Below are 24,189 nucleotides of genomic sequence, written 5' to 3'. Positions count from 1 at the left end.
TAGTAGTGCTTGGTCGTGTTGGGGTGAGCTCTGGCATGTCGCGGTGACAGGTGGGGCAGGCGCCGGTCCAGATCACGAGGAGTGTCTGGAAGTTCGCGGACGACTCGGTAGAGGCTCAGGCCGACGCCGTCTCTTTCGGGGAGCGGCGACCGGCGCGCTGGTCACCGAACGGGCCTGGGAGCTTCCGGCCGCCGGCGCGAGGCTGCGGGAGCGGTGGGCGGCCATCGCCCCCAAGCTCGCCGGGCACGTCGCCTCCGTGGCGTTCGACGGGGACTTTGGTCAGCTCACTGTGCTCCTCGATGTCTCGCTCCCGTGGGGGAGCGGACGCGGCCCTGCCCCTTCGAGGCTCCGTTCGTGTGTCTCGGTGAGGGGCCGGCCGGAGACTCACATGTTCTCATCCGACGAGGACGAGGACACAAGAATGGTGTCGACCTCGGGCGTGGCCCGCCTCGTCCGGCCCGACCGGACGCGCTTCTCCTGCTGGGCACCACCGGCACGTCCCTGCGGGCAGTCGTTGAGGGTCTCCGGTGCCTCGTGAGACAGGTCAGCCTGCCGCCGGAGCGCGCTGTGTGTGCTTGAGCGATCCCGGCTCGCGAACCGCCTCGGCGGTGGCAATTCCCATGAGCATCGCCGCAGCCCGGCACGGGTCGTCGCTCAGACCCTCAATCTCCTCCTTGCGCAGCTCCCGCCCCTTCAGCGCTTCGACGAGGGGGAGGAATTGCTCGGCGTCGAGGGTGGGGATCAGGCCGGTGAACTGGTTCTCTTCCTCACGGACGTAGCGGCCATCGGTCCGCTGGGGTGCCGGATACTGATCCATGTTGGTGGTGATGTACGGAGCCGCGCCGCGCCTGGGGCGCTCGTTGTACGGCCCGAACGGGGTTTCGTGCGTGGCGAAGCTCTCTGCCTGCTGGGCACCGCCGCGTCCGGTGTCGCGTTCGGCCCAACGTTCCCGCCGAGCGTTGGCCTTGTCGCGATCGTCGTCGGTGACCCTCTGCACATACGAGGTGGCGGCAGCGTTCCCAGCCATGCGCTGCACGGCAAGGACTGACGGCTGCGTGACCTGACCCTTCCCCGAGAAGGGCGCCGCACTGACGCTCTGGGTTGCTGAGGTCCGAGGTGGCAGAGCCTTTCCTTTCCGCTCGCCACGCTCTTCCTTCCGGTCGAAACCCATGACGCTCCCCTCCCTGCAGCGGGGTCAATAGCCGGGCTTAGAACTCCTAACGAAATGATCCTCAAGGTGGTTGGATCACTCCGGGACTGACGATCCGGGGGTTGGAGTGGCTCGGCCGAAGCCGTGGGAAGTCGACCACGGGCTGTGGGCGGTGATCGAGCGGCTGCTACCGAAGGGGGAGCGTCGGCCCCGGCACCCCGGGCGAAGGCGGCATCCGGACCGGCTGGTGTTCCAGGGCATCCTGTTCGTCCTGCACACCGGGGTCGCCTGGGAACATCTGCCGCAGCAACTCGGCTTCGGTTCGGGCACGACCTGCTGGCGCCGCCTGGCCGAGTGGACCGAGGCTGGATTCTGGCCCCCGCTGCACAAGGTCCTTCTGGCCAAGCTCCGCAGCGTGAACGCCCTGGACTTCTCCCGGGCGGCCGTCGATGGCTCCCACATACGGGCATGGAAAGGGGGATCCAAGACGGGACGAAGCCCTGTTGACCGGGGCAGGACGGGCAGCAAGCATCACCTGATCACCGACGCCACTGGTATCCCGCTGGCCGCCACTTTGACCGGCGGCAACCGCAACGACGTCACCCAGCTGATCCCGCTGCTTCAGGCGGTACCGCCGGTGAGGGGCAAGCGAGGCCGGCCCCGGCGCCGCCGGGACGTGGTGCTGGGCGACCGCGGCTACGACCACGACAAGTACCGCCGCCTCGTCCGGGATCTCGGCGTGAAGCCGCTGATCGCCCGCCGGGGCACCGGGCACGGCTCGGGCCTGGGCACGCAACGCTGGGTCGTGGAGCGAGCATTCGCCCACCTGCACTGGTTCCGCCGCCTGCGGATCCGCTGGGAGATCCGCGACGACATCCACGAAGCCTTCCTCACCCTCGGATGTGCACTGATCTGCTGGCGACGCCTGAACTTCCGATAGAAGTTCAAGACAGGCACGACCAACGTTGATGGCCCGGTGGCCGACCTCAGGTTGGCTTGCGCCACACGGAGACGTGCTTCGCGGAGTCCTGGGTGAACGGAGACCCATCCCAGTCCGCAACGCGACGTTCCAGCTCGAGCCCGGCGATCCGTGCCATCAGGTCGAGCTCCGCCGGCCAGGCGTACCGGTGCCGGGAGTTTTCGCGGCGGTAATGGCCGTCGTCGCCGTCGCGGGTGAAGTGGTGCGAGACGAGAATTTGCTCGACCAGGTCGAAGGTGTCGAAGCCGAGATGCTGCTGGGAGACGTCGAACGGCACCGCGACCTGGCCGGGCGGCAGGAACCGCAGCGGCGGCACACTCAGCTCGATGACGAATCGGCCGCCGGGCTCCAGATGACGTGCGGCGTTGCGGAAGCACTCGACCTGCTCGTTCTGCGTGAGCAGGTTCGTGATGGTGTTGTAGACGAGATAGACCAGGGTGAACCCGCCCGGAACGACAGTGGTGGCCATGTCCCCGATGACCACCGGGAGGGTGTCCTCGTCGATCTTGTGCCGCAGCACCGCTGCCATGTGCTCGGACAGTTCGATGCCCACGACCGGCACGCCGCGTTCCCGGAGCGGGACGCCCACGCGTCCGGTTCCGATGGCGAACTCCAGTGCCCGGCCGTCTCCGGCGAGCTCGGCGAGGAAGGCGAGAGTCGGTCCGAGAACGGCAGCCGAGGACGCTTTGGCCTCCTCGGCGTCGTAGCGGTCGGCGGTCGCGCGGGTCCACAGTTCACTGCTCGTCACGGGTGGCCACTCTGCCGGGTGCCGAGAGGCGCTGTCGACGCATTTAAGTTCTCCGCGGCGCAGCGTGCACCGCCCACAACTCGTCGTCGCCTTGCCAGGGCTTCGACCAAACCACCCCGCACCCCGGATCATCAGTCCCGAAGCCAACCACCTTGAAGATCATTTCGTTAGGAGTTCTTAGCGCCCGGCCCCGAACCGTTCCGCCAGCCGCCGCCGACGCTAGGCGCACCAGAGGTGTCCCTAACAAGGTCCATGAGGGCAGTCCTCCGTCTCATGCGGGCACACCGGTTCTTCGTGACGTGTGGGGTGAGTGCGCACGCTCACCCCACACCTCTCATCCAGCCAACGGCTCCCATGCTGCTCGCTCGGCCGCATCCTGCGGCACCCCCCACACCAAGAACCCGTTCATCAGGCCGACTCGCGCCTCTTCTGCGAGCAACGGGACTTCGAGGACGTCAGCCATCTCCTCTACGTAGTCCGTCAGCGACTCGAACTGGATGCTGCGCTCCGCATACTCACACCAGTACCAGATCCTGCCGGTCTCAGCGTCCAAACACAGTCCAGACAGAGCATCCGCACCGATTGAGGCAAAGGGGATCCAGGAGGGACGCCACACCGTGATCTCTTCTGTGTCACCCGTCCTCTGCTGCGCCTCTTCATCTTGCCGACGCAGAAACATTTGTCGCTCATAGACTCGGCGGACAACCTCGAACGACATCAGCACACACTCCCGCGGCATGAACCCCGGCGTCGAATCCGGACCCACCCCTGCCCGCCGGCTCCACAACGCCCTCAGCCCGACAGGCAGACGCACACCCAACGACTCCTGCAGTTCCTCGATCTCCGCCTCGGAAGCCCCCGGCAGCAGGCTCGCCATTGTCGCCGGGGCATTTCTTTCAAGCCAGGACTCAATACGCTGCCAGGCGTCGTCTATCTGACGCCACGCAACGTTCTGCTCGCGTGCCGTACGACCATCCATACCCAACACGCTACTGCCAGCTGCTCACATGGACGCAAGGTTCGGCCGTGCTCCACCGTGCTCGCTGTGACCAGATACGGATTGGCCATCAAGGCACTCCCGAAGGGCGCCAAGCCATTCGGGGACGACGAAGAGCAGGACCAGGACACCCCCGACACGGAGACCTCCGAGACAGACGCGCCACCAGTCGCGCCGGACGCGAGCGCGACCGGGGGCCATCCCCCGGCAAGGGAGCGGAGGGCGTGGACCCTGCTGCCGCTGAAGTAGCCGCGACGGAGGAGGTTCCTGACGAAATCGTTGCGCCCAGCCACTCGGCCGCAATTTCACAGGATGCTGACACCGAGCCGGTACCAGGCCCGGAAGGCGATGCCCGTTCATGGTCCGGCGATATGTACGACGAGGGCGACGAGACCGACCCATCCGACGTGTTCGCCGCTTACAAAGGCGCATACGGGGATGAGGCGTGGCATGACCAGGCTCCGGACGGCACGCTGACGGGGTGAGTCCGCGATGCCACTGGTCAGGTGGAGCGGTACGCGGACCCGGATGTCTGGGCCATCGAGCGGTGACGCTGTCGAAGCAGGCTGGCAGGAGGTCCGCGCTGACGGACGCGTGCGCCCCGAACTGCTGGAAGCCGCTTACGCCGAACCGCGCTTGCGGCAGCTGTTCCCATGGACCGGTATGGGCGAGCTGCACTTCAGCCGCTGCACCGAAGAACGGTGGACGTGGGGCATCCCTTACGTCCAGCCTGCTGCCGGAGGCAGCTACTGGGTGTCAGGCCCTCTCCGTTCGCAGGCCGTGAGACCTGCGGAGACGGTCTCGCAAGCCATCGCCATGGTTTTGGAGCGCCTTCCGTTCGTCTGCGGGCCGGCCTTCCTCGGCACTCCAGAGGAACTCGCAGTCCACGAGGCGATACGGTCGCCGGGTGATGGTTCACGGGCGTGGACTTCGTCTTCCGGCCGCAGCCGACATTGGTGAGATCGCCTGTCGGCTGCGCTTGTGCGCTTACGCGTGATTGGTGTTGTCGCCCTGCCCCCGCAGTACGCGGCCTGGCCCTTCGAAGCCCATGACCAGGGCGCCTCCGAGCAGCAACTGCGCGCCGTGGCAGCCCAGGCCTCGGCGAGGTCTGCTTCCGTGACCACCACCGTGCCCAGGGCCTGCTGGTGGAATTCACCGACGTGGAACACATCGGATTCGATCTGTAAAACCTGCTCAGCCACCCCGCACTACCGGCTAGGGGCAGCCTTCGCCCGCCTCTGCTGCCAGAGTCCGTACCTGGTCCTGCGCCTCGCCCAGAAGCTGAACGGGGACGAGCCAGTAGTCGTAGATACCGCCCCGTGCGGAGTTGTATCCACAGAGCACGGCCACGCCCGTGCCCAGGCGTTGCTTGAGCTCACCGGCTAGCCAGCCGACGAAGCCGCTGTTGTCGGCTGCTGGTGGGAAATGAAAAGCGAGGACACCAAAGACCTCCGCCTCGCCGCTGTGCGCCGGCTCAAGAGCTGACCAGCTCTCCCCATCACGCACCAGGGCCAAAGCCTCGGCGGACGCGCGCGGCACCGTACCCGCAGGGTATTCGTGATAGGCCCAAGTCCCGGGCACAACCTCGAAGTCGGCCTGCGCAAGCACCCGGCGCAACCGCGCGCGGGTTTCCGTTGGCGTTTCGTAACTGATGCTGACCATGACCCCTCCAACCCAGCCCGCCACCCCGAAAATTCCCCCACTCCACCTCGGCACCGCACAGCGGCAGGGGACAACAACGCTCCACTCCCTGCCCGGCTATGACGGGACTTGGGGAGGGAGGTTCAGGCATCCAGCCCGGCGTCGCCGGCTCAGCCAGGCAGAGCTGTCCTCCTCCAGATACACCTCACCGCCCGCCTCGGCAAAAGCCACCGGCTCTTCGGCATGATCAGCTGCCTTGGGTGTGTGTGGGGAGTTGATTGTGGATTGTGGATGTTCACGGTTTATGGGAGGGGGGATCTCACGGGTATGCGGTGGGTGATGCTGGAGCTGTTGCTATCGAGGGGCGTGTAGGCGGGCCGGCCGCCCGTCTGGCCTAGGCGGCAGCTGAGCGACGGTATACGGTTCGGGGTCTGGAGTGGTGTGCCGTGGTGGGAGGTGCCCGTCGAGTACGGGCCGTGGGGCCGGGTCTGGGACCTGTTCTGCTGGTGGCAGCGGATCGGGGCTTGGTATCGGATCTTCACCTGGCTCCAGTTCTTGGCCGATGTGCAAGGTGCGAGCGCGTGGGACGTGAGTGCCGATTCCACAGTCTGCCGCGCCTATCAGCAGGCGCCCGGGGCTCGTAAACAGGGCGATCGACAGATGGATCTACCGGGCACCGTCTTCATCGAGCCCCAGGATGACGGGCTGGGCCGCTCGCGTGGCGGGTTCACCACCACCCTCCACCTGGCCGTCGAGTAAAGGTCAGCAACCTATGTCGATCGTGGTCACTGCAGGACAGGGGGGAGACTCGCCGCAGTTCGAGCCGGTGCCGGCGAAGGTCCGCGTGCCCCGCATCGGGCCGGGCCCGGGCGCGTGTCCGCCTCGGCCGTGTGCGGGCTGACAGGGCCTGCGCCTCCCGCGGAAACCGTGTCTGCCTGCGCCGCCGGGGAATCCGATGCACCATTGCCGGCATGGCTGACCGGGCAGGCAACCGCCGCAAGCTCGGTTTGCGCGGCGGCCGGCCTCCGCGTTTCGGCCCGGCCGGCTACCGCGAGCGCCGTGCTGTCGAGTGCGGGATCAACCGTCTCAGGCGATCGCGCGCTCGCCACGAGAGACGACATGCTTGCCGTCCGCTGTGAGGCGGTCGTGCTGGTCGCGGCCATCAAAGAGTGGCTGTGACCAGCATCCTCCCGTCCCTTTGATCACCCAGGTTTGCCGGCTCAGGCGAGGTGCTTGCTGAAGAACTCGGCCAGCTTGGCAGCGGCAGGGGATACGTACGGGTCGCGGTCGTACAGGTCGACGTGGGTGGCGCCCTGGACGAGGAACAGCTCGGCGTTGCCGGGGCTGTCGGCGACGGCCTTCTCGGAGAACCCGCGGGTCACCGCCTCGGTGCCGGCGATCATGAGCAGCGGGCGAGGCGCGATCTTGGCGACGTCGGCGAAGGAGTCGAACTGGTCGAGGAGGTCTGCGCTGCGTACGACCATGTCACCCGTGGAGCGCGGGTGTCTGCCGCGGGGCGTCTTGTAGTAGTCGATGAACTCGGCCGTGGGGGCGGGGGTGTCGGCATCGGCCGTCTGCGGCAGCACGGCGAAGGTCGCCGCGGGCTCGCCGGCGGCCTCGGCGCTGCGGAGGTTTCCGGAGTCTGCCACCATCTGCTGCCAGCCCTTGGGGTCGGCGCCGCGGAAGAAGCTGGGGACGTCGGTCCCGCAGACGCCGGCCACGGCCTTCATCCGGTGGTCGGTCTGGGCGGCGTAGGGCACGTAGGCGCCGGAGCCGCATACGCCCATCACGCCGATGCGGCCGGAATCGATCTCGGGGCGGCTGGTGAGGTAGGAGACTGCCGCGCGGAAGTCCTCGGCGCGCTGGAAGGGGTTCTCCAGGCCCCGGGGCAAGCCCTCGGATTCGCCTTGGAAGGCGGCGTCGAAGGTCAGGACGGCGAATCCCTCCTTGACCAGGCGTGTCGCGTACGCCGCCGGTGCCTGCTCCTTGACTCCGGTCGTGGGGTGGCCGACGACGATGGCAGCGAGCGGTCCGTCGATGCCATCGGGGAGGTAGAGGTGGCCGGCGAGCTGCAGGCCGTTGGCCGGGAAGCGGACGTCAGTCCTCATCTTTTTGCTCCTGCGGGATCGTGAGGGGCCGGCGATCTGCGGGCCTGTATCGACTGTCCGGCCGGCAGCCGGGCGCAGGAAGGTCGTGTTGTTTCCTAGGAGAGATCTTTCCCAGGCAGAGCCTTTTCCCCGGTGCCATGCTGGAGGAATGACTGGTTCGGCGCATCTTCGTGAGCTCGGTGCGTTCCTCAGGCACCGCCGTGGCGAGCTCACGCCTGCGCAGGTGGGGCTCCCCGAGCACGCGCACACCCGGCGGCGGGTGCGGGGGCTGCGCCGCGAGGAGGTGGCCGAGCTCGCCGCGATCAGCACCGACTACTACGTACGCATCGAGCAGGGCCGACTGGCACCGTCACCGCCGGTGCTCGAATCCCTCGCACGCGAACTACGGCTGGAGTACGACCAGAGAGCGTACGTGGAAGGTCTGCTCACCCAGGCCGCACGGGCCGGACACCGCAAGATGCCGCGCCGGCCTCCTCGCCCCCACGTGCACCCCCACCTGACCCGGCTGCTGGGCCAGCTCACCAGCACGCCAGCCCTCGTCTTCGGCCCGCGGCTCGACATCCTCGCGTGGAACGAACTGGCAGCGGAGCTGCTGTGCGACTTCGCGGCCGTGCCCGAGTCCGAGCGCAACTACATCCGCATGGTCTTCACCGACCCGGTGATGCGCGACGTCTACCCGGATTGGGAGGACGTGGCCCGCACCTGCGTCGAGGTCCTGCGGATGGAAGCCGGAACGAATCCGGCGGATCCGGCCCTCACCGCTCTCGTGGGCGAGCTGGCCGTTGCCGATCAGCAGTTCCGGGCCTGGTGGGCCGAGCACCGCGTCGCGCACCAGGACTTCGGCAGCAAACGCATTACTCACTCCACCGTCGGCGAACTCACCCTCGACTGGGACACCTTCAGCTACGCCGGTGCGCCAGAACAGCAACTCGTGCTCTGGTCGGCCGAACCCGGCACCTCAGACGCGGAACGACTGGCCGCTCTGGCCCGCGGTAGGGCCCAGGGCCTGTGACCTTCCTGAGCACCACTGCGACCGAAATGCGCGAGGAGCAGCGGACCGTGACCACTGACTGGAAGTTTTCGCGTTGTTGTCCGGGGTGGTTCTCGTTTCGATGTCCAGTAGAGGGTGCGGGGTGGGTGAGGTGATCGGTTTGTTTGCTGGGGTGTTCGGGGCGGTGGCCGATGGGGTTGAGGGCGGACAGGAAAGTGAGGACAGCTGGTCGGTGGCTGAGGATTAGCTGGTCAGCGGGGTGATAGCTCCAATGGGGTAGGGTCCTTCCTTGATCATTCTCGGTGGGCGGCTGTGCCTGGGGTGGTGGGGGAGCGCGTGGGGGCTGGGGCGGATGCCGAGGTGTTGCGGCCGGTAGCGGTGCGAAGATTGCTGGCGCTTGAGGTGCGGGGGGAGTTGACGGCCGGTCATCGGCGGATGGTCGCTGACACGCTGGGAGTGTCAGAGCGGACGGTGCGCCGGTGGCTCGCCGTGGCGCGGGATGAGGGCCGCCTGGAACGGGCTGAGCGCCGCCGGTTCACTGTTACGCCGCAGCTGGCTCGGCGGCTTGCGTTTCATCGAGGGAACGCGGTCGCGTTGCACCGGGAGTTGGTGGCGGAGGCGGCCGTGGCGGGTGGGAAGGCGCCGTCTTTGGCGACGTTGTACCGGGCGGTGGAGCGGGATGTGGCGCCGGGGATGCGGGCGGGGATGCGTGGTGGTGAGGCCGCCCGCCGGGATCATGACGTGTTTTTTGAGCGGCCTGCCGGTCACCGTAATGAGGTGTGGGAGGCCGACCACGTCCAGGTGAAGGTTGAGGTGGACATCGACGGGGCTGCGGGGCGTCCGTGGGTGACCTGGTTTATCGACTGTGCTACGCGGGTGATCTGTGGGTTTGCGGTGACCGCTCAGGTTCCCTCCCGGGAGTCGGTGCTGGTGGCGCTCAGGGATGCGATCTCGCGGGAGGGGGAGCACGGCCCGTTCGGCGGTCTGCCGGGGGCGGTGCGGGTCGACCGCGGCAAGGACTTCCTGTCCCGCACGGTGGGTGAGGCGTTTGGGGCGTTCGCGGTCCCGGTGGTGGACCTGCCCGGCTACAGCCCGCACCTCAAGGGCACGGTGGAGGCGTTGAACAAGGCCGCCAAGCAGATGTTCTTCGCCTCTCTGCCTGGTTACAGCGCCGCGCCGCGTCTGAAAGGCGGCAGGAAACCGGCCGCCGGGCAGCGGCTTTTGCCGCTGGAGGCGTTCATCGCGCTGCTGGGGCAGTGGGTGGCGTGGTGGAACACCGAGCACCGGCCCCGGTCTCTTTCCGGCCGTACTCCGGCGGCCGCGTGGGAGGAAGACCTCGCCCCGGTCGAGGACGCGGAGCCGGGCGCGCTGCACATGTTCACCCTCGAGGACGACGGCCGCGTGCGCACCCTGGGCAACAAGGGAGTGCGCTGGAAGAACCGGCACTACGTCGATTCCTGGATGACTGGTGAGGCCGGGCGGAAGGTGCGGCTGCGCTACATGCCGCACCACGAGCACGAGATCGAGGTCTACGACGCGGCCACGGGGCGGCACTTGGGGTCGGCGTACCTGTCGAACCGGGCCAGTGCGGAGCAGATCCGTGAGATGAAGCGGGCCCGTGCCCGGGAGGCCGACCGGCTCAAGCGGCTGCTTCGGGCGGCGGAGAGGGACCGCGCCACCCGCTACGCCGCCGCTACCCGCGGCACGCCGGCCGAGGTGCTCGGCACGGTCACCGAACTGGAGGCCGGCACCGCGATGCGAGCGCTTGCCGCCTCGGATCTTGCCGAGGTGGCGTTGCCCGGCTATCTGCCGCTGCCCGCCCAGATGCCCGCGTCCTGGACCGAGCCGAAGCCCGGTGAGGCCGCTGCTCCTTGCATCGAAGACGACGACGAAAGCAGCCTTGCCGCGCGATGAACGCCATACCCGCCGCCCGCCCCTCCTCGGCCCGCCCGCGCCGTGGCCCCCTGCCGCCGCCCCGCAAGGACCACTACCTGTCGCTGCCCGACGCGAACGTGATGGGCACGATGGCGATGAAGGAGACGCTGGCCAATCTCGGGGAGGTGATCGCCGCCCGAGGGATGATGTGCGTCTATGGCGCGGCCGGGCTGGGCAAGACTATGTCGGTCAACGCCGCCCTGCGCGAGCTCGCCCCCAAGGCCACACGCCGTATCGAGTTCCGCGGCCGTCCGACGGTGCTGGACATCCGCCACAACCTGTTCAACGTGCTCGCTGTGCCCGGGACCCGCCGCGGCAGCCGACCGCGTTCGACACGCTGCTCAAGGACGTGCTGGCCGATCAGTTCCGGGTGCTGGTGTGTGATGAGGCGCAGTGGCTGCGGGAGGAGTCGTTCGAGTATTTCCGGCACCTGTTCGACGACCTGTACACCGACATCGCGGTGGTCTTCGTCGGCGGCGGCAACACCTACGAGGTCCTGGCCAGTAAGGACATGCTGGCCTCTCGGGTGCACATCTGGCAGGAGTTTCGGCCGCTGCCCCGTGAGGAGGTCCTGACCACGATCCCCGCGTACCACCCGGTGTGGCACGGCGTGGACCCCGATGATCTGCTGTACTGCGACGACGTGGCCGCTCACGGCGTCTTCCGCACCTGGGCCAAGATCACCTACCACCTGGGGCGCGCCCTGGACGCCACCTCCGGTCTTGAGGTCAACCGGGACCTGCTGCGCTGGGTCTTCAGCAAGCTCGGCCGACGCAGCCTGCCGTGAGCAAGCCCGGCCCCGCCCGCATCTGTCCGCCGCGCCCTGGCGCCGACCCGAGACGCCACGCACCCGTGAACGACACATCCCCTGCTGTCACCGTCCTGCTCGACCCCGGCGACGATGCCGCTGTCACCCGCGCGGCCCTCGCCGCGCACGACCCGGCGGCAGGCTGCGTGACCGTCCACCCCACCGCGGGCACGACCAGCGACCGGTACTTCGCCCACGACCTCCTCGCCGCGCTGGGCAAACCTGCCCACATGCCAGGCTTTCCAGACGCTCGTGCTCCGGTGTGGGAGGCCGTCACCGCCTGGATGGCCGCGATCCCCGCCAGACGCCTGACCGTTGTTCGCGCTCACCTGCTCACCCGTACCCGTCTGCAGCGTCTGCTCGACCTGCAGACGTACACCGGAGCGCACCTGGTCCTGGTGTGCCACCGCTCCAAACCGACCGCCGCCCTGCGCGACGCACTCACCGATCGGCGCCACACCCTCACCCACGCCCAGGCCGCCGGCGACCTCCTCGCCGCGGCCCCCGCGCCTGGCCCGCACCAGCCTTCCGCGCCGCCGCGGGCTGCCAGCCGCTGGATCACCGTGCCGGCGCTGGAGCGGCTGGCGGACTGGGACAGCTCGGACCACTGCATCGGATGCGTACCGCCGCCGATCAAGTGGCGGTACAGGCCCCGGCCCCGGCCGCGCTCGCCCCAGACCACCGCATCGATCACCCGCCGCATCCACGCCGTCACCGCGCACCCCCGCCTGGCCGCCGTGCTGGCCGCCGCCGTCTTCACCGGCGTCACCGGGCAGCAGCTGGGCACCGCCCGCCTCGCGGACTGGCGCGAGGAAGCCGCCGCCCTGGCCCTCCACGATCCCCTCGGCGAGGTCGACGGCTGCGCCACCCACCCGGTGCCCGACTGGGCGGCCGTCTTCCTGCGCGCCGCCGCCCACTTCACCCGCCTCCTCCCCGCACCCGGCGCACCCCTGCTCATCCGGCCCGAGGAGCACCCTGCCCTGCTCCGGCTCGCCGAAGAGGCCCGGCTGCGCCCACCTCAGCCCGGCATGGACACCGAGCACGACGCCGTTCCTGCTGGGATCGAGTGGTTCTACCATCAGCTGAAGGAGACAGGCGTGGACGCTGAGGTGCCCCTGCCGACCCGGCGCCCGCGACTGCGGGCACGACGTGTCAACAAGCCACCGGCCGGCGCAGCATGACCAGGCCACGCAGACCCCTGGGGGAACCATTCGCCCCGAAGCCGAGGCGGCTTCGGGGCGATGACGAGCGTGACGCCGACTGGCAGGACGGCGAGTGTACGAGTCGCCCCTGGCCAATCCCCCCGGCGTCCAGCCTGTCGGTCGTCGCGCCGGGAGCCGCGTGGACGCGGACCGTGTGCGTGGGGTGGATTCCGCCGGCGGGCAGCTGCCCCGGTGTCAGCTCCAGCGCATGCCGAGAGCGTTGAGCGCGTCGATGCGCTGCGGGGCCAGTTTCGCTCTGCGGGAGCGCTGGTTGGAGATCCATATCCCCAGCCTGATCTCCGTGCCCTCAGCGATCTCCACATGCTTGCGGGGGACGTTCAGGTGTCCTTCGCGCTGGGCGTATGCGGCCGCCGCGGCGAGGTTGCGTGTGAACTTGTCGTCGTGGGTGACGCGCGCTTCCTCCTGCACACCACCCTCCCCGGGGATGGCGCCGAGCTCGGTCAGCAGCCGCCTCTGCTCCGTGTGCAGGATGCCCCAGTCGGCTTGCTGGCGGGCCAGCCATGCGCCGACGTCTTCCCCGGCCATCACGTGGCCGGGGGCGATGTCCGCCGCTCCTTCCGCGGCGACGTGCTGCCGCAGCAGGGTATAGCGGCGCTGCCACACGAGCGGCCACTGAGGACACCAGTACGGATCGACCTCGGCCAGTGCCGCCTTGCGCTTCGCACTCAGCGCCCCTCGTGTGCCGTCGGCAAGGCGCGCTTCCCGGCGCCGGTTGGCCAGCCACGTCCCGACCGGGTAACCGTCCATGACGGCGCTGTGTCCGGCCGCAAGGTGGCCGTGGACCGCGTGGTAAGCGCGGGCCACCTGAAGCCCCGTGTTGAACGCGTGGTCAGGGTGGCTCCACACCATGCCGAGGCGTTCCAGAGCGTCGATGCGTACCGCGGCCAGCCGGCCGGATCCGTAGGCCTTGCGCTGCTCGGCGATCCACTGCCCCAGCGGGAACGCGCCGTCCTTCGCGTGGTAGGGCACGTTCAGGTGGCCGTGGGCTGCGTGGAAGCGGCGCCCAGCCGCCCAGCCGCGCAGCCATCCGCGCCGCTCGAGGTTGATCACCCGCAGCCTGACGAACTCCGCGATGTCGGCCGCATCCCGGGCGGTGGCGAACAGCAGCGGGCCCTGCAGACTTGCCGCGCCCGTGGCGTTGTTGCCGGGCCAGGCGGCGAGCCGGTCCACCACGTCGGTGTCGTGGGCGGCCAGCGCGGTCAGGACCTTGACCAGCGGCAGGTAGGAGCCAGATGCCAGCCAGTCTTCCCGGCGCTCGTCGGGGGAGAGAAAGACCGGCACCAGCAGGGAAGCGACCTTGTCACCGCGCGGGCTCTGCCGCAGCGCGCGCCCGACGGTCTGGACGGTGTCGACGATCGACTCCCTCGGGTCGGCGAAGACCACCGCGTCCACCTCGGGGATGTCCACGCCCTCAGCCAGCACCCGGGCGCTGGAGAGCACGCAGCGCTCCGCCACCACGCCGTCCGTGCCCCAGCCGCGGGCGAACTGGGCCAGCACCTGGCGCCGGTGGGCCATCTGGTGGCCGCCATACAGCCAGCCTGACCACACGCGCCGCGGATACACCGCCGATTTTGCACCCCACAGGTGACCAGACGCCTCCGTAACTGCCTGATCGAACGCGCGGGCTTCGGCGACACGGTGATGGAACGTCATCACACGATCAAGCTGGTGGACGGCCGCGGCCTTGAGCACGGCCGTGGTCAAGACCTCCAGCCGCGCCGCGCTCACATCGGCCTGCGGGCCTTCCTCCGGTGCCAGTGCCGGGGCGCTGATCTCCAGCACGATGATCTGGTAGCGGGCCAGGAGCCCGCGGGCGATAGCCTCGGCCAGCGACAGCCGGTACACCACCGGGCCGAAGACCTGCTCGTCGTCCATCGAGGCCAGCAGCACCGGCCCGCTGTACGACCCGTCGTCCTTGTCGTCCGCGACCGCCCGGTAATCGGCCACCCGCGGCGTCGCCGTCAGGTACAGCCGCCGGTCCGCAGGCAGCGCGGCATCGTCATGGACCGCCGCCCACGGCTTTCCCCAGGGCCCCGACGTGCGGTGCGCCTCGTCCACCACCATCAGATCCCATCGCCGAAGGCCTGCCCCATGCGCCTCGGCGAGCACCGGCAGCGACGCGTACGTGGCGAAGACCGTCACCCGCCCCGCCCGGCCGGCCCACTCCAGCAGCTGCCGGGCATCGGTGGTGCACTGCACCCCGGCAGCGGCAAGCTCCGCATCCGCTCTCAGCGAGCAGACCCCCACCATCGCCCCGCCCCGGCCCGCCTCCCGCCAGGCGGCAACCGTCTGTACCAGCAGATCCAGCGTCGGCACCAGCACCAGCACCAGGCCTGCGCCTGCCACCCGCAACGCGGTGTGCGCGCCCATGAAGGTCTTGCCCGTCCCGCACGCCGAGACGATCGTCGCCCGCAACCCCGCACCGGCTGACGGGACGGCCCCCAGGGCGCGCACCGCCGCGTCGACCGCCTCGGCCTGATGCGCTCGCAGCACCGCCGCCCCACCTCCGCGCGGTTCCCGCCCGCCTGCCCGTGTCCTGTCCGTACCCGGCCCGTGGTCCGCCTGCCGCCAGGACCTGGGCTGCGTTGTCCGTCTCCGCCGGGCGGCGATCCTCAACTGCATGTGCACCAGCCCGAATCCACGGATCAACAGATCTGCAACCTGCAGTCTACGTACGAGCTTTGCTGCTGCTAGGCGCAGTGGACACTGTTCCTGAGCCGTGCCCTGCCACGGGGTCGCAGGTGCCGTCAGCAGGCGGGAGCGGCCGGGCGTGTTCCGCGCCCGCCGGTCCCGGCCGCGGGGGCGTGCGGGCCGGGCGAGCCTGACGGTCGCGCCGGATGACTTTGGTGGTTCCGGCGGGGCTGGTGTAGATGCTGGTTCCGTCTCCGTATTCTCCGAGCGCCGTGGCCTCGTCGGTCTTGTACGCCAGTGCGTCGCGGACGCCGAGTGCGCGGAGGGCGTTCAGAACGCGCTGTACGTCCTCCTTGTCATGATGGTTGGCGGTGTAGATGATCACTGGCCGGCGTGTGGGGTCGCCGTCGAAGTCGCTGCCGAGCGTGGCGACCTTGGCTCCCGGTCCGAGCTGTCCGCCTTCCACGGCCGTCTTGATGAGGCGCCAGCCCGCATCGAGGGCGCGGACCGGCAGGAACCACAGCCACTTGCCGGCTTTCGCGAATTCGTTGACAGCGGCCGGGGCCGAGAAGTCGACCCCTGGAGCCATGGCCCACTGCCATCGCTGGCGGGTGTCGGCCGCTGGCGGGAGCGCCTTTGCGGGCTGTTGGCCTGTCTGGGTGGGCTTGTCGTGCACGAAGTAACGGTATGTGACATTAGGCATGTTCCGTGGCTATATGTTCCGGTGTGGCTGTCAGAGAAGTGGCCGCGGATCAGGAGCGGCGTGACCAGGCTTTGACGGCGTGCTGCATGGCGGTCGTCGCGGAGAGCGATCCGGTACTGGCACCCAGCCGCCGGAGCAGGCTGCTCATGGACTGCTTGGCGGTGCTTCGAGCGGCCCACCGCCCTGAGCGGGCGGCGCAGATCGGGATGAAGGAGTTCCGCCAGGGACTGCGCGGCCCGCTGGGACCTCTGCTTCCGTCGGCTTCGGGCAGGCCCGACCGGTTCGACAGCATGGAGTTGTTCGACGCGCAGGGGTTGGCCCGTGACGCGGTTAAGGATCTGTGCAGCGAGCATCTGGTACCGCAAGCGGCGCTCGAGCAGTACTGGCCGTGGGCCCGGGTACGGGCCGAGCAGGAAGAACAGCGTCTGTTCGACCTCATGCGGCGCCTTTCGCCGGAGGAGTACCGGTGCGCCCGCACCCTTCTTGGGACGCATGCCGCCGGCTCGGTGCGGGAGCTGAGCCGCCAGTGGGACCGGTTGTGGATGCGGTTCGACTTCTTCGAGTCCGTGGCCGACTGGCCGTGGTGCCAGGTCGACGGCTGGTGGTATCCGTGCCCGGTCTGCCGCTGGCCGATGCGGACTCTGCGGTCCGGGCCACTGTTCGACGTACGCTGTGAGGCCCACGCGCCCCGGGGCGTGCACTACCGGTACACGCCCGGCAAAGGGCCGGGCCCGGGCGAGCTGACCGGGACCGGCAAGGCCGCGGTGCCGGTCACACCGCTGCCGGCCAGCTCCGATCACTTGGCCGTGAACCGGCACGTGTGGCGCTACGGCACTCTTCCCGTACTCCTCGAACTCCAACTGCGCGACGAGCTCGAAGGCCTGCCGTTCGTCGAGCTGGAGATGTGGCCGGGGGAGCAGCGGCCGGACGAGTACGACGTGCACATCACCGTGGCGGTGCCGGGCAAGCGCACTCGGCATTGGCGCGTGGACGCCAAGGCGTGGGAGTCGGTCGTCGCGCTCGGCAAGGCGCTCTCGAACCGCCCGGTGCTGCGGAAGGGGCTGACGATCGTCCTGCCCAACCACCAGCACAGCGAACGGCACTTCCTCGCCGCCCAGGTACGAGGCCGGGGCGTCAAGGTGACCACGGTCAGCCGCCTGGCCAAGCAGGTCAAGGACGCGTGCGGAGCGCCGCGGTGAGGCCGGAGGAGTGGGAACTGCGCACGCTGTCCGTCGCAGCGGCGTTGGCGCTGGCCGAGGAGTACTTCGGCTTCCGTGACGCCGACGGCCGGATGGTCGTGCCGCTGGACCAGGCGCACGTGTTCGCGGCCGCTCGCGTGGACCTGTGGGAGCACTGGCCCCGGGTCCCTCGGCGCGTACGGGAGCTGGCCGGCCAGTACTGGCACGTGCGCCCCGACGACCTGGCCGGACGCGGCATGTTCGAGGCGCTCGCGCGAACCTGTGCGACCTCGGGAAGCGGCCTGTACCGGCTCCCTGATGATGTGCCGCCCCGGGAGGCGACCTACCTGCTGGCCGCGCACGCTCAAAAGCCGCTGGAACTGGCCCGGGAACTGGTGCGCGAAGCCGAAGGCTACTACTACGACGCCCGCCTGCCGTTGCCCGTGGCCAGCCCCGGCCTGTGGCAGTTCGGGGGATCAGAGCCCTCGGTGGTGACCATCCCCGACACCGAAGAAGGCGCCCACGTACGGCCGCTGCAGCTGACGACCGCCCCGTACACGGCCACGACGACCGCCACCCGCAAGAAGATCCTGCGCCTAGCCCGGCGCCAGGCCGCGGCCAGCCCCGGCCGCCACGGCTGGAAGCCGGGCGTGCTCGCCTCCTTCTTCGACCGGCTCCAGGACGCTTCCGGCGCTCCCGTCACCCGTCTGAACCTGCCGGCCGGGAAGCTCACGATCGTCAACGCACCGACGGGCGTGGGCAAGAGCGTGCTGATGAACAACCTTGCCCCGCTCCTGGCCGACCGCGGCCAGGGCCCCGTCGCCATCGTCGTCAGCACGATCCACGACAGCCTGACAGGCGCCGAGAAGATCGCAGCGGACGACGAACTCGTCTTTAAGGTCACCGCCCAGCTCGCCCAGGCCACCGCCAGCCACAAGCTGCGCTGCGTGCCGCTGGTTACCGAGAGCCGCCTCGCCGAACAGGCTCAGCGCGCCGCCGAACAGGGCCGCGAGGACCGCCACGACCGGCTGGCCTACGGATGCGACCTGTCGGCATGGGTGACGGACGGCCCCAAGGTCACCCGCGGCCGCGAACCGTGCCGCGCCCTGACCAAGGTCACCGACCCCGTGGCCGGCACCGGGGACGAGGAGCCGACCGGCCCGCACGCCTGCCCGCGGATGGGAGTGTGCGGGAAGTACGCGCTGTTCCGCGAGGCGGTCCACGCGGACATCATCGTCACCAACCATCACAACCTGCTGCGCGGTCTCATCCAGGTCCCGGTCGACACCGGTCGGCGTCTCCTTCGGCAGATCTCTGTGATGGAGTTCCTCAACCGTCACTGCCGCCAGCTGATCGTCGACGAGGTCGATAACCTGCAGAACAGCTGGTGCTCCACGGGCGCCCACGCATTCTCCCTGGCCACGCGCGGCATCAGCAAGACCTCGCTGCTGCTGCAGGTGGACCAGCAGCGGCAGAGCCTGGCAGCGGCGGCCGACCGCCGGGTGGTCAACGCCCTGTTCAAGGCCAGGGGACTGGGGGAGCAGTTCCTCAACTACGTGCTGGACGGCGAGCTCTGGCTCGAGCAGGACACGCACGAGGAAGAACGTCCTGGCTCTGGTTGGCACGTGCCCGGTATCTGGGACCGCATCCTGATCAGGGACCTGCTCGGCCTCGATGAACACATCCGCCTCGACCCGGACATTCACCAGGCGTTCCGCGCCATCTTCCCCGACTCCAGCGATGACACCGCCCCGGACCCGCGCTTCCAGGAACTGGCCGGCATCCTCGGCCGGGCCGTCAGCCGGGACACCAGCGAGGACGAACTGCCCGTCCTCAAAACGGAAATCTCTCGGGCGCTCAAACGCCTCAAGATCCCCAAGATGCGGCATGCGGCCGTCACCAACGCGCTGCTCGTGCGCGCCTGGCTGGGCTGCCTCCACCAGAGCCTGACCTACCTGAAGTCTTGTATCGCCGGACTCGGTTCCCAGCTGACCGCCGGCCGTGAACTGGCAAGAGCGCTCGGCTCATTCACTCAGAACGGCGCCCTGCCGTATGGGCCCCTGGGCTACCAGCTGTTCGGATTCAAGGTCAACAAGGACAACCGGGGCGGCGGCGAACTCTTCGTCCAGTCCCTCGGCGGCGACCCCCACACCGGAACCGTCCAACTCGGCGGCACCATGGCCCTCGCCACCTCCGGCGTCGAGCGCAGCGTCCTCGCCCTGTCAGCGACCGCCTTCTTCCCGCGTGCTGCCTGCGAACACGTGCACACCGAGCCCGCCTACGTCATGACCGACGCCACCCCCGGCGCAGTCACCGCCCTGGCCGGCAACGTTTCCGCCTCGGACACCGTATGGGACCCCATCACCATCGGAGGCATCGCCGAAGCCCACAAACCAGCGGAGATCCAGAAACTCGGGGAGCGGCTGTGGCAGACCCGGCTCTCCGAGCACCTCCGCCAGCTGGAGATAGACGACCCCGACCGGGCCAGAGCCATGGTGGTCTCCAACTCCTACAAACAGGCCATCCTCCTCGCCGTCGGCATCGCTTCGGTCGCGGTACAAGCCTCCTGGATCGCCGTTGTCGTCCCCAAGTCAGGTATCCCACCCGGCATCCATCTGCCCACCGGCGTCGTGACCATCACTATCGACCAGCTCGAGGATCTGCCCCGCACCCACCCTCACGTAAAGGCCATCTGCGCGCCCCTGCCGCTGGTCGCCCGCGGACTGAACATCCTCGTCCCCGGCACCGAACGGTCCGCGCTTGCATCGGTGTGGGTCGGCCTGCGCCCCGTTGCCGACCTGCATTCACCCGAGGCGATGTACGCCAGCATCAACGCAACCGCCATCAGCGCGGCCTGCCCGGGCCCCGACCCCGCCCGCATGCTCGCCATCCAGAGCCGGGTCGCCCGAAGACACCTGCACACCCTGCTGCGCAGCGACCCCCGCTTCAGCAGGCTCCCCCGCTACCTGAAGACCGAGATCCTCGCCGGAATCCTGGTCGACCTCATCCAGCTCGCCGGCCGCGCCCGCCGCGGCGGCACCCCCGTCCAGCTCTACCTCGTCGACAACTCCCTCCTCGACACCCGCCTGGGCTCCGACTTCCCCTCGCTGCTCCGCTCCTACTACGACGGCCTCACCGAAGAGGAACAGGCCAGCCTCCGCCGCATCTACGGCGCAACCCTGACCGCCTGGCTCGACTTCGCCCACGCACCCGACATCCCCTCGCTCACCCACGTCCCCCTGCCCCGCAGCGAAGACCTTGATCACGAAGGCGTCTGATGACCACGGAACAGACCCAGCTGTCCCTTCTGGCCTGCCACACCGACGAAGAACTCCTTGGTTCGGTGCTGCTGTACCGCTTGCCCGAGGTGAAGATCGACACGGCTTGGAAGAAGGTGCGCGAGGAATACCGCGGCATCACCGGCTCCACAGCCAACCTCCCCTACAGCGGGCTGCTGACCGTCCTGCGCGCCATCGGCTACACCAGCGCCACGCTCTACCCCACCTCCAAGGCCCACCCGCCGAAGTTCCTCGCCACCACCCGGCCCATCGACCGCGACGACCTGCATGCCGCCGTCACCCTCTGGGAGCAGGCGTTGCTGCAGACCCCGGCTGACCGCTTCACCTTCCAGTACCCGAGCCAGATCGCCGACCTCATCGCAGGGACCGCCCCCGAACAGGTCCAGCTGTGGGACCAGATCACCCGCACCACAGCCTGCATCGACGCCCCTGGCTGGGTGTGGACGGCCGCCGGCTGGGCCATCGCCGAGAAGCTCGCCGCCCAGACGTGGGAAATCGACGGCAAGACCGTCACCTTCCGCCGCGATCTGGCCACCTGCCTCCAGGTGTGGGACCGCGATCTGCTCTGGAGCAATACCTGGCTCGCCGCCCGCGGGGAAACGCTCGAGGACATCGCCGACGACGAGGATGACAGCGACAACGCCTGGAAGACGGCCGCCAGATACGCCACCCTCCGGCTCGACGTGATGATGAAGTCCCACCCCGGCCTGTCCCACCCCGTGGCCGTCGTCCAGCCCTCCGTCTCCCGGCTGAGCAACACGCTGCGCAGCGCCCGCACGGCCTGGTTCGAGCCCCGCGACGCCAAAGGCCCCCTTCTCAACCTCGAACTCGGCGGCTACGGCGACCACACCCACCTGAACCACACCACCCGCCTGGCTCTAGACGGCTGGACCCGCCTGCACGGCGAACATGTCTTCCCTCGCGACAAAGACGACGAGTTCCTCGCACCCAGCGCCCTTGACCTGAGCGGCCCGCCCGGCAAACTCCGCGCCCTCGTTCCCTTCGCCGTGAGCTATCCGATCGGCAGGGGCGTGGGCATGTACAGTCAACGCGAACTCGCCCGGCACGTCAGCACTGTCCTTGACCAGCCCCTGGTCGAATGCGTGCAGGTCGCTGGCCGCCGCCCCTTCGGAAACCGGCGTACCACCGTCGAAGGCCGTGACGCGGTCCTGTGGGACGACGAGAACTTGCCGCAGATCCTCGTCGCATCCGGATGCCGGAAACTGCGCATCCTCGCTCTCTACAGGACCCAGGCCATGCGCACACGCATGCAGATGCTGCTGGCCTACCACTTCAACCGCCCCGACCTCGCCGCCACCGGCATCGGCGAGAACAAGCCCGTCCCTCTCGACGACCACATCGAGGTCCTGTTCCAGCCGGCGCCGGAACTGCTGGCCCACGGCGAACACCACGACCAACGCCCCGCCCTGGTCAGGCAACTCCACGGTCTCGACGCCCCCGAGGACACGCGCCTGCTCGCCCTATGCGAGACCGAGTACGACCCCAAAGCCTGGGCCCGCCAGCGACGCGCCTCGAAGAAGACCGACTCCACCGTCGTGAACCCCGACCTCCTGGACGCCAAGCACCGAGTCAACGGTGAACTCGCCAAGCATCATGTCCTCGCCCAGTTCCTCACCCTGTACAAGCCCGGACGCCGCAACCCGCGCAAGAAGGACCGCGAACTCACCACCGATCTCGAACTCCTGGGCCTCGAGCTCCAAGGACACCACCGCGGCCACATGGCCATCGCGGATATGTCCCGCGTGGCTGGGCTCGTGCACCCCAGGCTGACCAAAGCCCTCAGCTCCGGCCCCAACGGCCTCAAGGAACCCCTCGTCCACGTCGGGCTCCACCTGCGCCAGCAGCGCGGGGACCGGCGCATCGCCACCGACGAGCCGAAACTCATGTGGACCTTGGTCGCCCTCGTCCCCCACGGCCCGTACTGGCGGACCCTCGCCTACCTCCCCTCCGAACACGCCAGCCAGGGCACCTGGCTCGACTACGCCCCCGCCAACTACCACTTCCGCGCCCGGCCACTGCCCGAAGGCCGACGCCGCGACGAACTCCTGCCCCGCCACATTGATCGCGCACTCTACGAACTGGGCGGGCATGCCGGCCCGGCACAGGGATACGTCATGTACGTCTCCGGAGGCGAGGCCCGCAGCATCTGGCCACTGCTCGCCAACAAGAACCTGGGCAAGACACCCGACGCGGCCGGCCAAATCAACAAGCGGCCGGCGCTGCCCGGCTTCACGCTCCCACCCGACCAACGCCCACGAGCGGTCGTCCGGGTCACCTCCGGCAGCGAGGACGTGGCCCGGCCGGCCCTGATCGAACGGCTCCGCCACCCCCCGGAGTACGACGAACCCGTCACCGAGGAGGGGAAACTCGCCACCGGCCTGTTCCAGATGGAACAGGCTGAGCAGACGTTCATCCTGTGCAACCTCCCCCACCAGTTCACAGGAGGCGCGCGCTACGCCCGCGCCGGCGAGTCCTACACCCGGTGGGGCAGCAGCGACCCCAAGGAACAAGCCGAAACCTGGTACAGCCACACGGCAACGGAGATCACCGTGCTCCACCACCCGGCCGACCAGGCCCCGCTCACCTACGGGCTCGCCGCCGCCCGCCTCTGTGATCACGCCCTTCACTGGGAACACCGCACCCAGTACCCCGCGCCGGTCCACCTCGGCATCCAGATGGACAAGGACCACCCCGAATACCGCCGCACCGTCGACCCCACCGACGGTGACGACGACGCACAGCCCTGAGCCACGACGCAACGCAAAGCCCCAGCGGTTCGACCGAACCGCTGGGCAGCGACTCCCGTAGCGACGCCTCACACAGGAGGAAGGCAGTACGGTCACCGTGGACCCGGACGACGTGACGGAATGGGATCACTGGCTCGATTACCAGGTCGACGGGGCACATCCGTACAACTCGTACGCCCCAGCGACACTGACCGGCCGACTTGGGCCGCCTACGAAGAAACTCGGTACCTGGGCACCGTCCACAGTCGGTTCGACCTCGACGGACGGTGGCACGTCCAGTCTCTGAACGAGCGCCACCCCAGCCTCGACGATGCCCTGCGCGCCCTGCGCCGCCCCGAAGGCTGGGCAGCCGACCGAGAACATGTCCGCCGGTGGGCTCACGGCATCCTGAGCGACCCGCACCTGCGTGTCCTCGACGTGCAGACCACCGGGCTCGACACGGCCTGGGCCGTACAGATCGGCGTCACCGACCGGGACGGCAACGCCCTCTTCGACGAACTCGTCAACCCGCTCGCCGACATCACGCCCCAGGCCACAGCCCTCCACGGCCTCGCACCGAACCAACTCTTCGCCGCACCCACCTTCAAGGCCTTTTTACCCGACCTCGCCCACCTCCTAGCGGCCCGCTCCTGCCTGGCCTACAACGCGGCCTTCGACCGAGCAGTCTTGGAACGCGAAATCCACCGCCTGCCTCAGCCAGCCCGCTCCGCTTGGGCGACGTCGCGACCGCGCAGGTGGGTGGACGCCATGGCCCCCTACACGGTCTGGAAAGGACTGTGGTCTACCCGCTATCGCTCCTACCGCTACCAGTGTGGGTTCTCGTCTTGTCAGGGGCGCGTGAGATCCTCTGCTGTTCTCTCGGCTCTGGTCCCTGTCTGGGCATGAGATTGATCTTGCTTCTTGGATGATGCTTGATGAGCTGCACATCTAACGAAACGTGTATGTGTGGCCTGGAGTGTTGCAGCGTCTGAGGTGCGGTCCCTCGATCTGTCTGAGATTCCCTGACATCCTTGAGAACCTCTATAGGGAT

The 24,189-nt window shown here is 68.8% G+C and carries 19 protein-coding genes and 1 pseudogene; 13 read left to right on the top strand and 7 right to left on the bottom strand.

Annotation, left to right across the window (positions count from 1 at the left end; all coding sequences use genetic code 11):
• Positions 1 to 544 precede the first annotated feature (544 nt).
• Positions 545 to 1,171, bottom strand: a complete 627-nt coding sequence (locus tag DMA15_RS00260; RefSeq protein WP_240659625.1) for a hypothetical protein — start codon at positions 1,169 to 1,171, stop codon at positions 545 to 547.
• A gap of 106 nt (positions 1,172 to 1,277) precedes the next feature.
• Between DMA15_RS00260 and DMA15_RS00255 the strand changes: the two genes are divergently transcribed.
• On the top strand, positions 1,278 to 2,090 hold the full coding sequence (locus DMA15_RS00255) for an IS5 family transposase (protein ID WP_125510642.1): 813 nt from the start codon (positions 1,278 to 1,280) through the stop codon (positions 2,088 to 2,090).
• Between the two features lie 46 nt (positions 2,091 to 2,136).
• Here the strand turns inward: DMA15_RS00255 and DMA15_RS00250 are convergent, their stop codons facing one another.
• Both DMA15_RS00250 and DMA15_RS00245 read right to left on the bottom strand, forming a co-directional pair.
• Positions 2,137 to 2,877 carry a class I SAM-dependent methyltransferase gene (locus DMA15_RS00250; RefSeq protein ID WP_125510641.1) on the bottom strand — a complete coding sequence of 247 codons (741 nt, stop codon included), beginning with the start codon at positions 2,875 to 2,877 and terminating at the stop codon, positions 2,137 to 2,139.
• 334 nt (positions 2,878 to 3,211) lie between these two features.
• A complete protein-coding gene (locus DMA15_RS00245) occupies positions 3,212 to 3,856 on the bottom strand; it encodes an SMI1/KNR4 family protein (RefSeq protein ID WP_125510640.1) in 645 nt (214 codons plus the stop codon).
• 66 nt (positions 3,857 to 3,922) lie between these two features.
• Here DMA15_RS00245 and DMA15_RS00240 point away from each other — a divergent pair, with 66 nt between their 5' ends.
• From DMA15_RS00240 to DMA15_RS37195, 3 genes are read left to right on the top strand one after another with little or no spacing between them, the layout of a single operon-like run.
• Entirely contained in the window at positions 3,923 to 4,123 is a 201-nt protein-coding gene (locus tag DMA15_RS00240; RefSeq protein ID WP_125510639.1) for a hypothetical protein, read from the top strand.
• Complete coding sequence (locus tag DMA15_RS00235; RefSeq protein WP_125510638.1) at positions 4,099 to 4,359, top strand: hypothetical protein; 261 nt, start codon at positions 4,099 to 4,101, stop codon at positions 4,357 to 4,359. Before DMA15_RS00240 ends, DMA15_RS00235 begins: the two co-directional genes overlap by 25 nt.
• Before the next feature lie 7 nt (positions 4,360 to 4,366).
• Positions 4,367 to 4,834: a DUF6193 family natural product biosynthesis protein gene (locus DMA15_RS37195; protein WP_346428899.1), complete on the top strand. Its 468-nt coding sequence runs from the start codon at positions 4,367 to 4,369 to the stop codon at positions 4,832 to 4,834.
• A gap of 255 nt (positions 4,835 to 5,089) precedes the next feature.
• Here the strand turns inward: DMA15_RS37195 and DMA15_RS00220 are convergent, their stop codons facing one another.
• A complete protein-coding gene (locus DMA15_RS00220) occupies positions 5,090 to 5,536 on the bottom strand; it encodes a DUF6196 family protein (protein WP_125510637.1) in 447 nt (148 codons plus the stop codon).
• Positions 5,537 to 5,902: 366 nt separating this feature from the next.
• Between DMA15_RS00220 and DMA15_RS37185 the strand changes: the two are divergent.
• Positions 5,903 to 6,274, top strand: a pseudogene (locus DMA15_RS37185) (IS5/IS1182 family transposase); the annotation flags it as partial.
• A gap of 461 nt (positions 6,275 to 6,735) precedes the next feature.
• Here DMA15_RS37185 and DMA15_RS00210 read toward each other — a convergent pair.
• A complete protein-coding gene (locus tag DMA15_RS00210; protein WP_125510636.1) occupies positions 6,736 to 7,623 on the bottom strand; it encodes an alpha/beta hydrolase in 888 nt (295 codons plus the stop codon).
• Between the two features lie 148 nt (positions 7,624 to 7,771).
• Between DMA15_RS00210 and DMA15_RS00205 the strand changes: the two genes are divergently transcribed.
• The 4 genes from DMA15_RS00205 (at position 7,772) to DMA15_RS00190 (ending at position 12,538) form a co-directional block, all read left to right on the top strand.
• On the top strand, positions 7,772 to 8,635 hold the full coding sequence (locus DMA15_RS00205) for a helix-turn-helix domain-containing protein (protein ID WP_125510635.1): 864 nt from the start codon (positions 7,772 to 7,774) through the stop codon (positions 8,633 to 8,635).
• Between the two features lie 627 nt (positions 8,636 to 9,262).
• Positions 9,263 to 10,528, top strand: a complete 1,266-nt coding sequence (locus DMA15_RS00200) for a Mu transposase C-terminal domain-containing protein (protein WP_164551653.1) — start codon at positions 9,263 to 9,265, stop codon at positions 10,526 to 10,528.
• A 370-nt stretch (positions 10,529 to 10,898) separates the two neighbouring features.
• Positions 10,899 to 11,336, top strand: coding sequence for an ATP-binding protein (locus DMA15_RS37180; protein ID WP_240659622.1), 438 nt, complete (start codon positions 10,899 to 10,901; stop codon positions 11,334 to 11,336).
• Between the two features lie 65 nt (positions 11,337 to 11,401).
• Entirely contained in the window at positions 11,402 to 12,538 is a 1,137-nt protein-coding gene (locus DMA15_RS00190) for a hypothetical protein (RefSeq protein ID WP_206302593.1), read from the top strand.
• Between the two features lie 216 nt (positions 12,539 to 12,754).
• Here the strand turns inward: DMA15_RS00190 and DMA15_RS00185 are convergent, their stop codons facing one another.
• Positions 12,755 to 15,073, bottom strand: coding sequence for a DEAD/DEAH box helicase (locus DMA15_RS00185; protein ID WP_240659621.1), 2,319 nt, complete (start codon positions 15,071 to 15,073; stop codon positions 12,755 to 12,757).
• Positions 15,074 to 15,248: 175 nt separating this feature from the next.
• Positions 15,249 to 15,887 carry a putative phosphothreonine lyase domain-containg protein gene (locus DMA15_RS00180; RefSeq protein WP_164551652.1) on the bottom strand — a complete coding sequence of 213 codons (639 nt, stop codon included), beginning with the start codon at positions 15,885 to 15,887 and terminating at the stop codon, positions 15,249 to 15,251.
• A gap of 113 nt (positions 15,888 to 16,000) precedes the next feature.
• Between DMA15_RS00180 and DMA15_RS00175 the strand changes: the two genes are divergently transcribed.
• The 4 genes from DMA15_RS00175 to DMA15_RS37175 all read left to right on the top strand — a co-directional run bounded on the left by DMA15_RS00175 (position 16,001) and on the right by DMA15_RS37175 (position 24,044).
• A complete protein-coding gene (locus tag DMA15_RS00175) occupies positions 16,001 to 17,113 on the top strand; it encodes a hypothetical protein (RefSeq protein WP_125510632.1) in 1,113 nt (370 codons plus the stop codon).
• Complete coding sequence (locus DMA15_RS00170) at positions 17,110 to 20,370, top strand: hypothetical protein (RefSeq protein ID WP_125510631.1); 3,261 nt, start codon at positions 17,110 to 17,112, stop codon at positions 20,368 to 20,370. Before DMA15_RS00175 ends, DMA15_RS00170 begins: the two co-directional genes overlap by 4 nt.
• Positions 20,370 to 23,159, top strand: coding sequence for an RNaseH domain-containing protein (locus DMA15_RS00165; protein ID WP_125510630.1), 2,790 nt, complete (start codon positions 20,370 to 20,372; stop codon positions 23,157 to 23,159). Before DMA15_RS00170 ends, DMA15_RS00165 begins: the two co-directional genes overlap by 1 nt.
• A 417-nt stretch (positions 23,160 to 23,576) precedes the next feature.
• A complete protein-coding gene (locus tag DMA15_RS37175; RefSeq protein WP_240659620.1) occupies positions 23,577 to 24,044 on the top strand; it encodes a 3'-5' exonuclease in 468 nt (155 codons plus the stop codon).
• Positions 24,045 to 24,189 lie beyond the last annotated feature (145 nt).

Source organism: Streptomyces sp. WAC 01529, assembly GCF_003945545.1.
GTDB classification, from domain to species: Bacteria; Actinomycetota; Actinomycetes; order Streptomycetales; family Streptomycetaceae; genus Streptomyces; species Streptomyces anatolicus.
The sequence above is the reverse complement of the archived record's forward strand: the minus strand, read 5'-3'. Positions and strand labels throughout refer to the sequence as shown.

What these genes read in the sequence shown, in the direction of transcription:
- DMA15_RS00175 (WP_125510632.1), top strand. Translation starts at nt 16,001, where the DNA reads ATGGCGGTCGTCGCGGAGAGCGATCCGGTACTGGCACCCAGCCGCCGG.
- DMA15_RS00165 (WP_125510630.1), top strand. Translation starts at nt 20,370, where the DNA reads ATGACCACGGAACAGACCCAGCTGTCCCTTCTGGCCTGCCACACCGAC.
- DMA15_RS00205 (WP_125510635.1), top strand. Translation starts at nt 7,772, where the DNA reads ATGACTGGTTCGGCGCATCTTCGTGAGCTCGGTGCGTTCCTCAGGCAC.
- DMA15_RS00245 (WP_125510640.1), bottom strand. Translation starts at nt 3,856, where the DNA reads ATGGATGGTCGTACGGCACGCGAGCAGAACGTTGCGTGGCGTCAGATA.
- DMA15_RS00210 (WP_125510636.1), bottom strand. Translation starts at nt 7,623, where the DNA reads ATGAGGACTGACGTCCGCTTCCCGGCCAACGGCCTGCAGCTCGCCGGC.
- DMA15_RS37195 (WP_346428899.1), top strand. Translation starts at nt 4,367, where the DNA reads ATGCCACTGGTCAGGTGGAGCGGTACGCGGACCCGGATGTCTGGGCCA.
- DMA15_RS00220 (WP_125510637.1), bottom strand. Translation starts at nt 5,536, where the DNA reads ATGGTCAGCATCAGTTACGAAACGCCAACGGAAACCCGCGCGCGGTTG.
- DMA15_RS00260 (WP_240659625.1), bottom strand. Translation starts at nt 1,171, where the DNA reads ATGGGTTTCGACCGGAAGGAAGAGCGTGGCGAGCGGAAAGGAAAGGCT.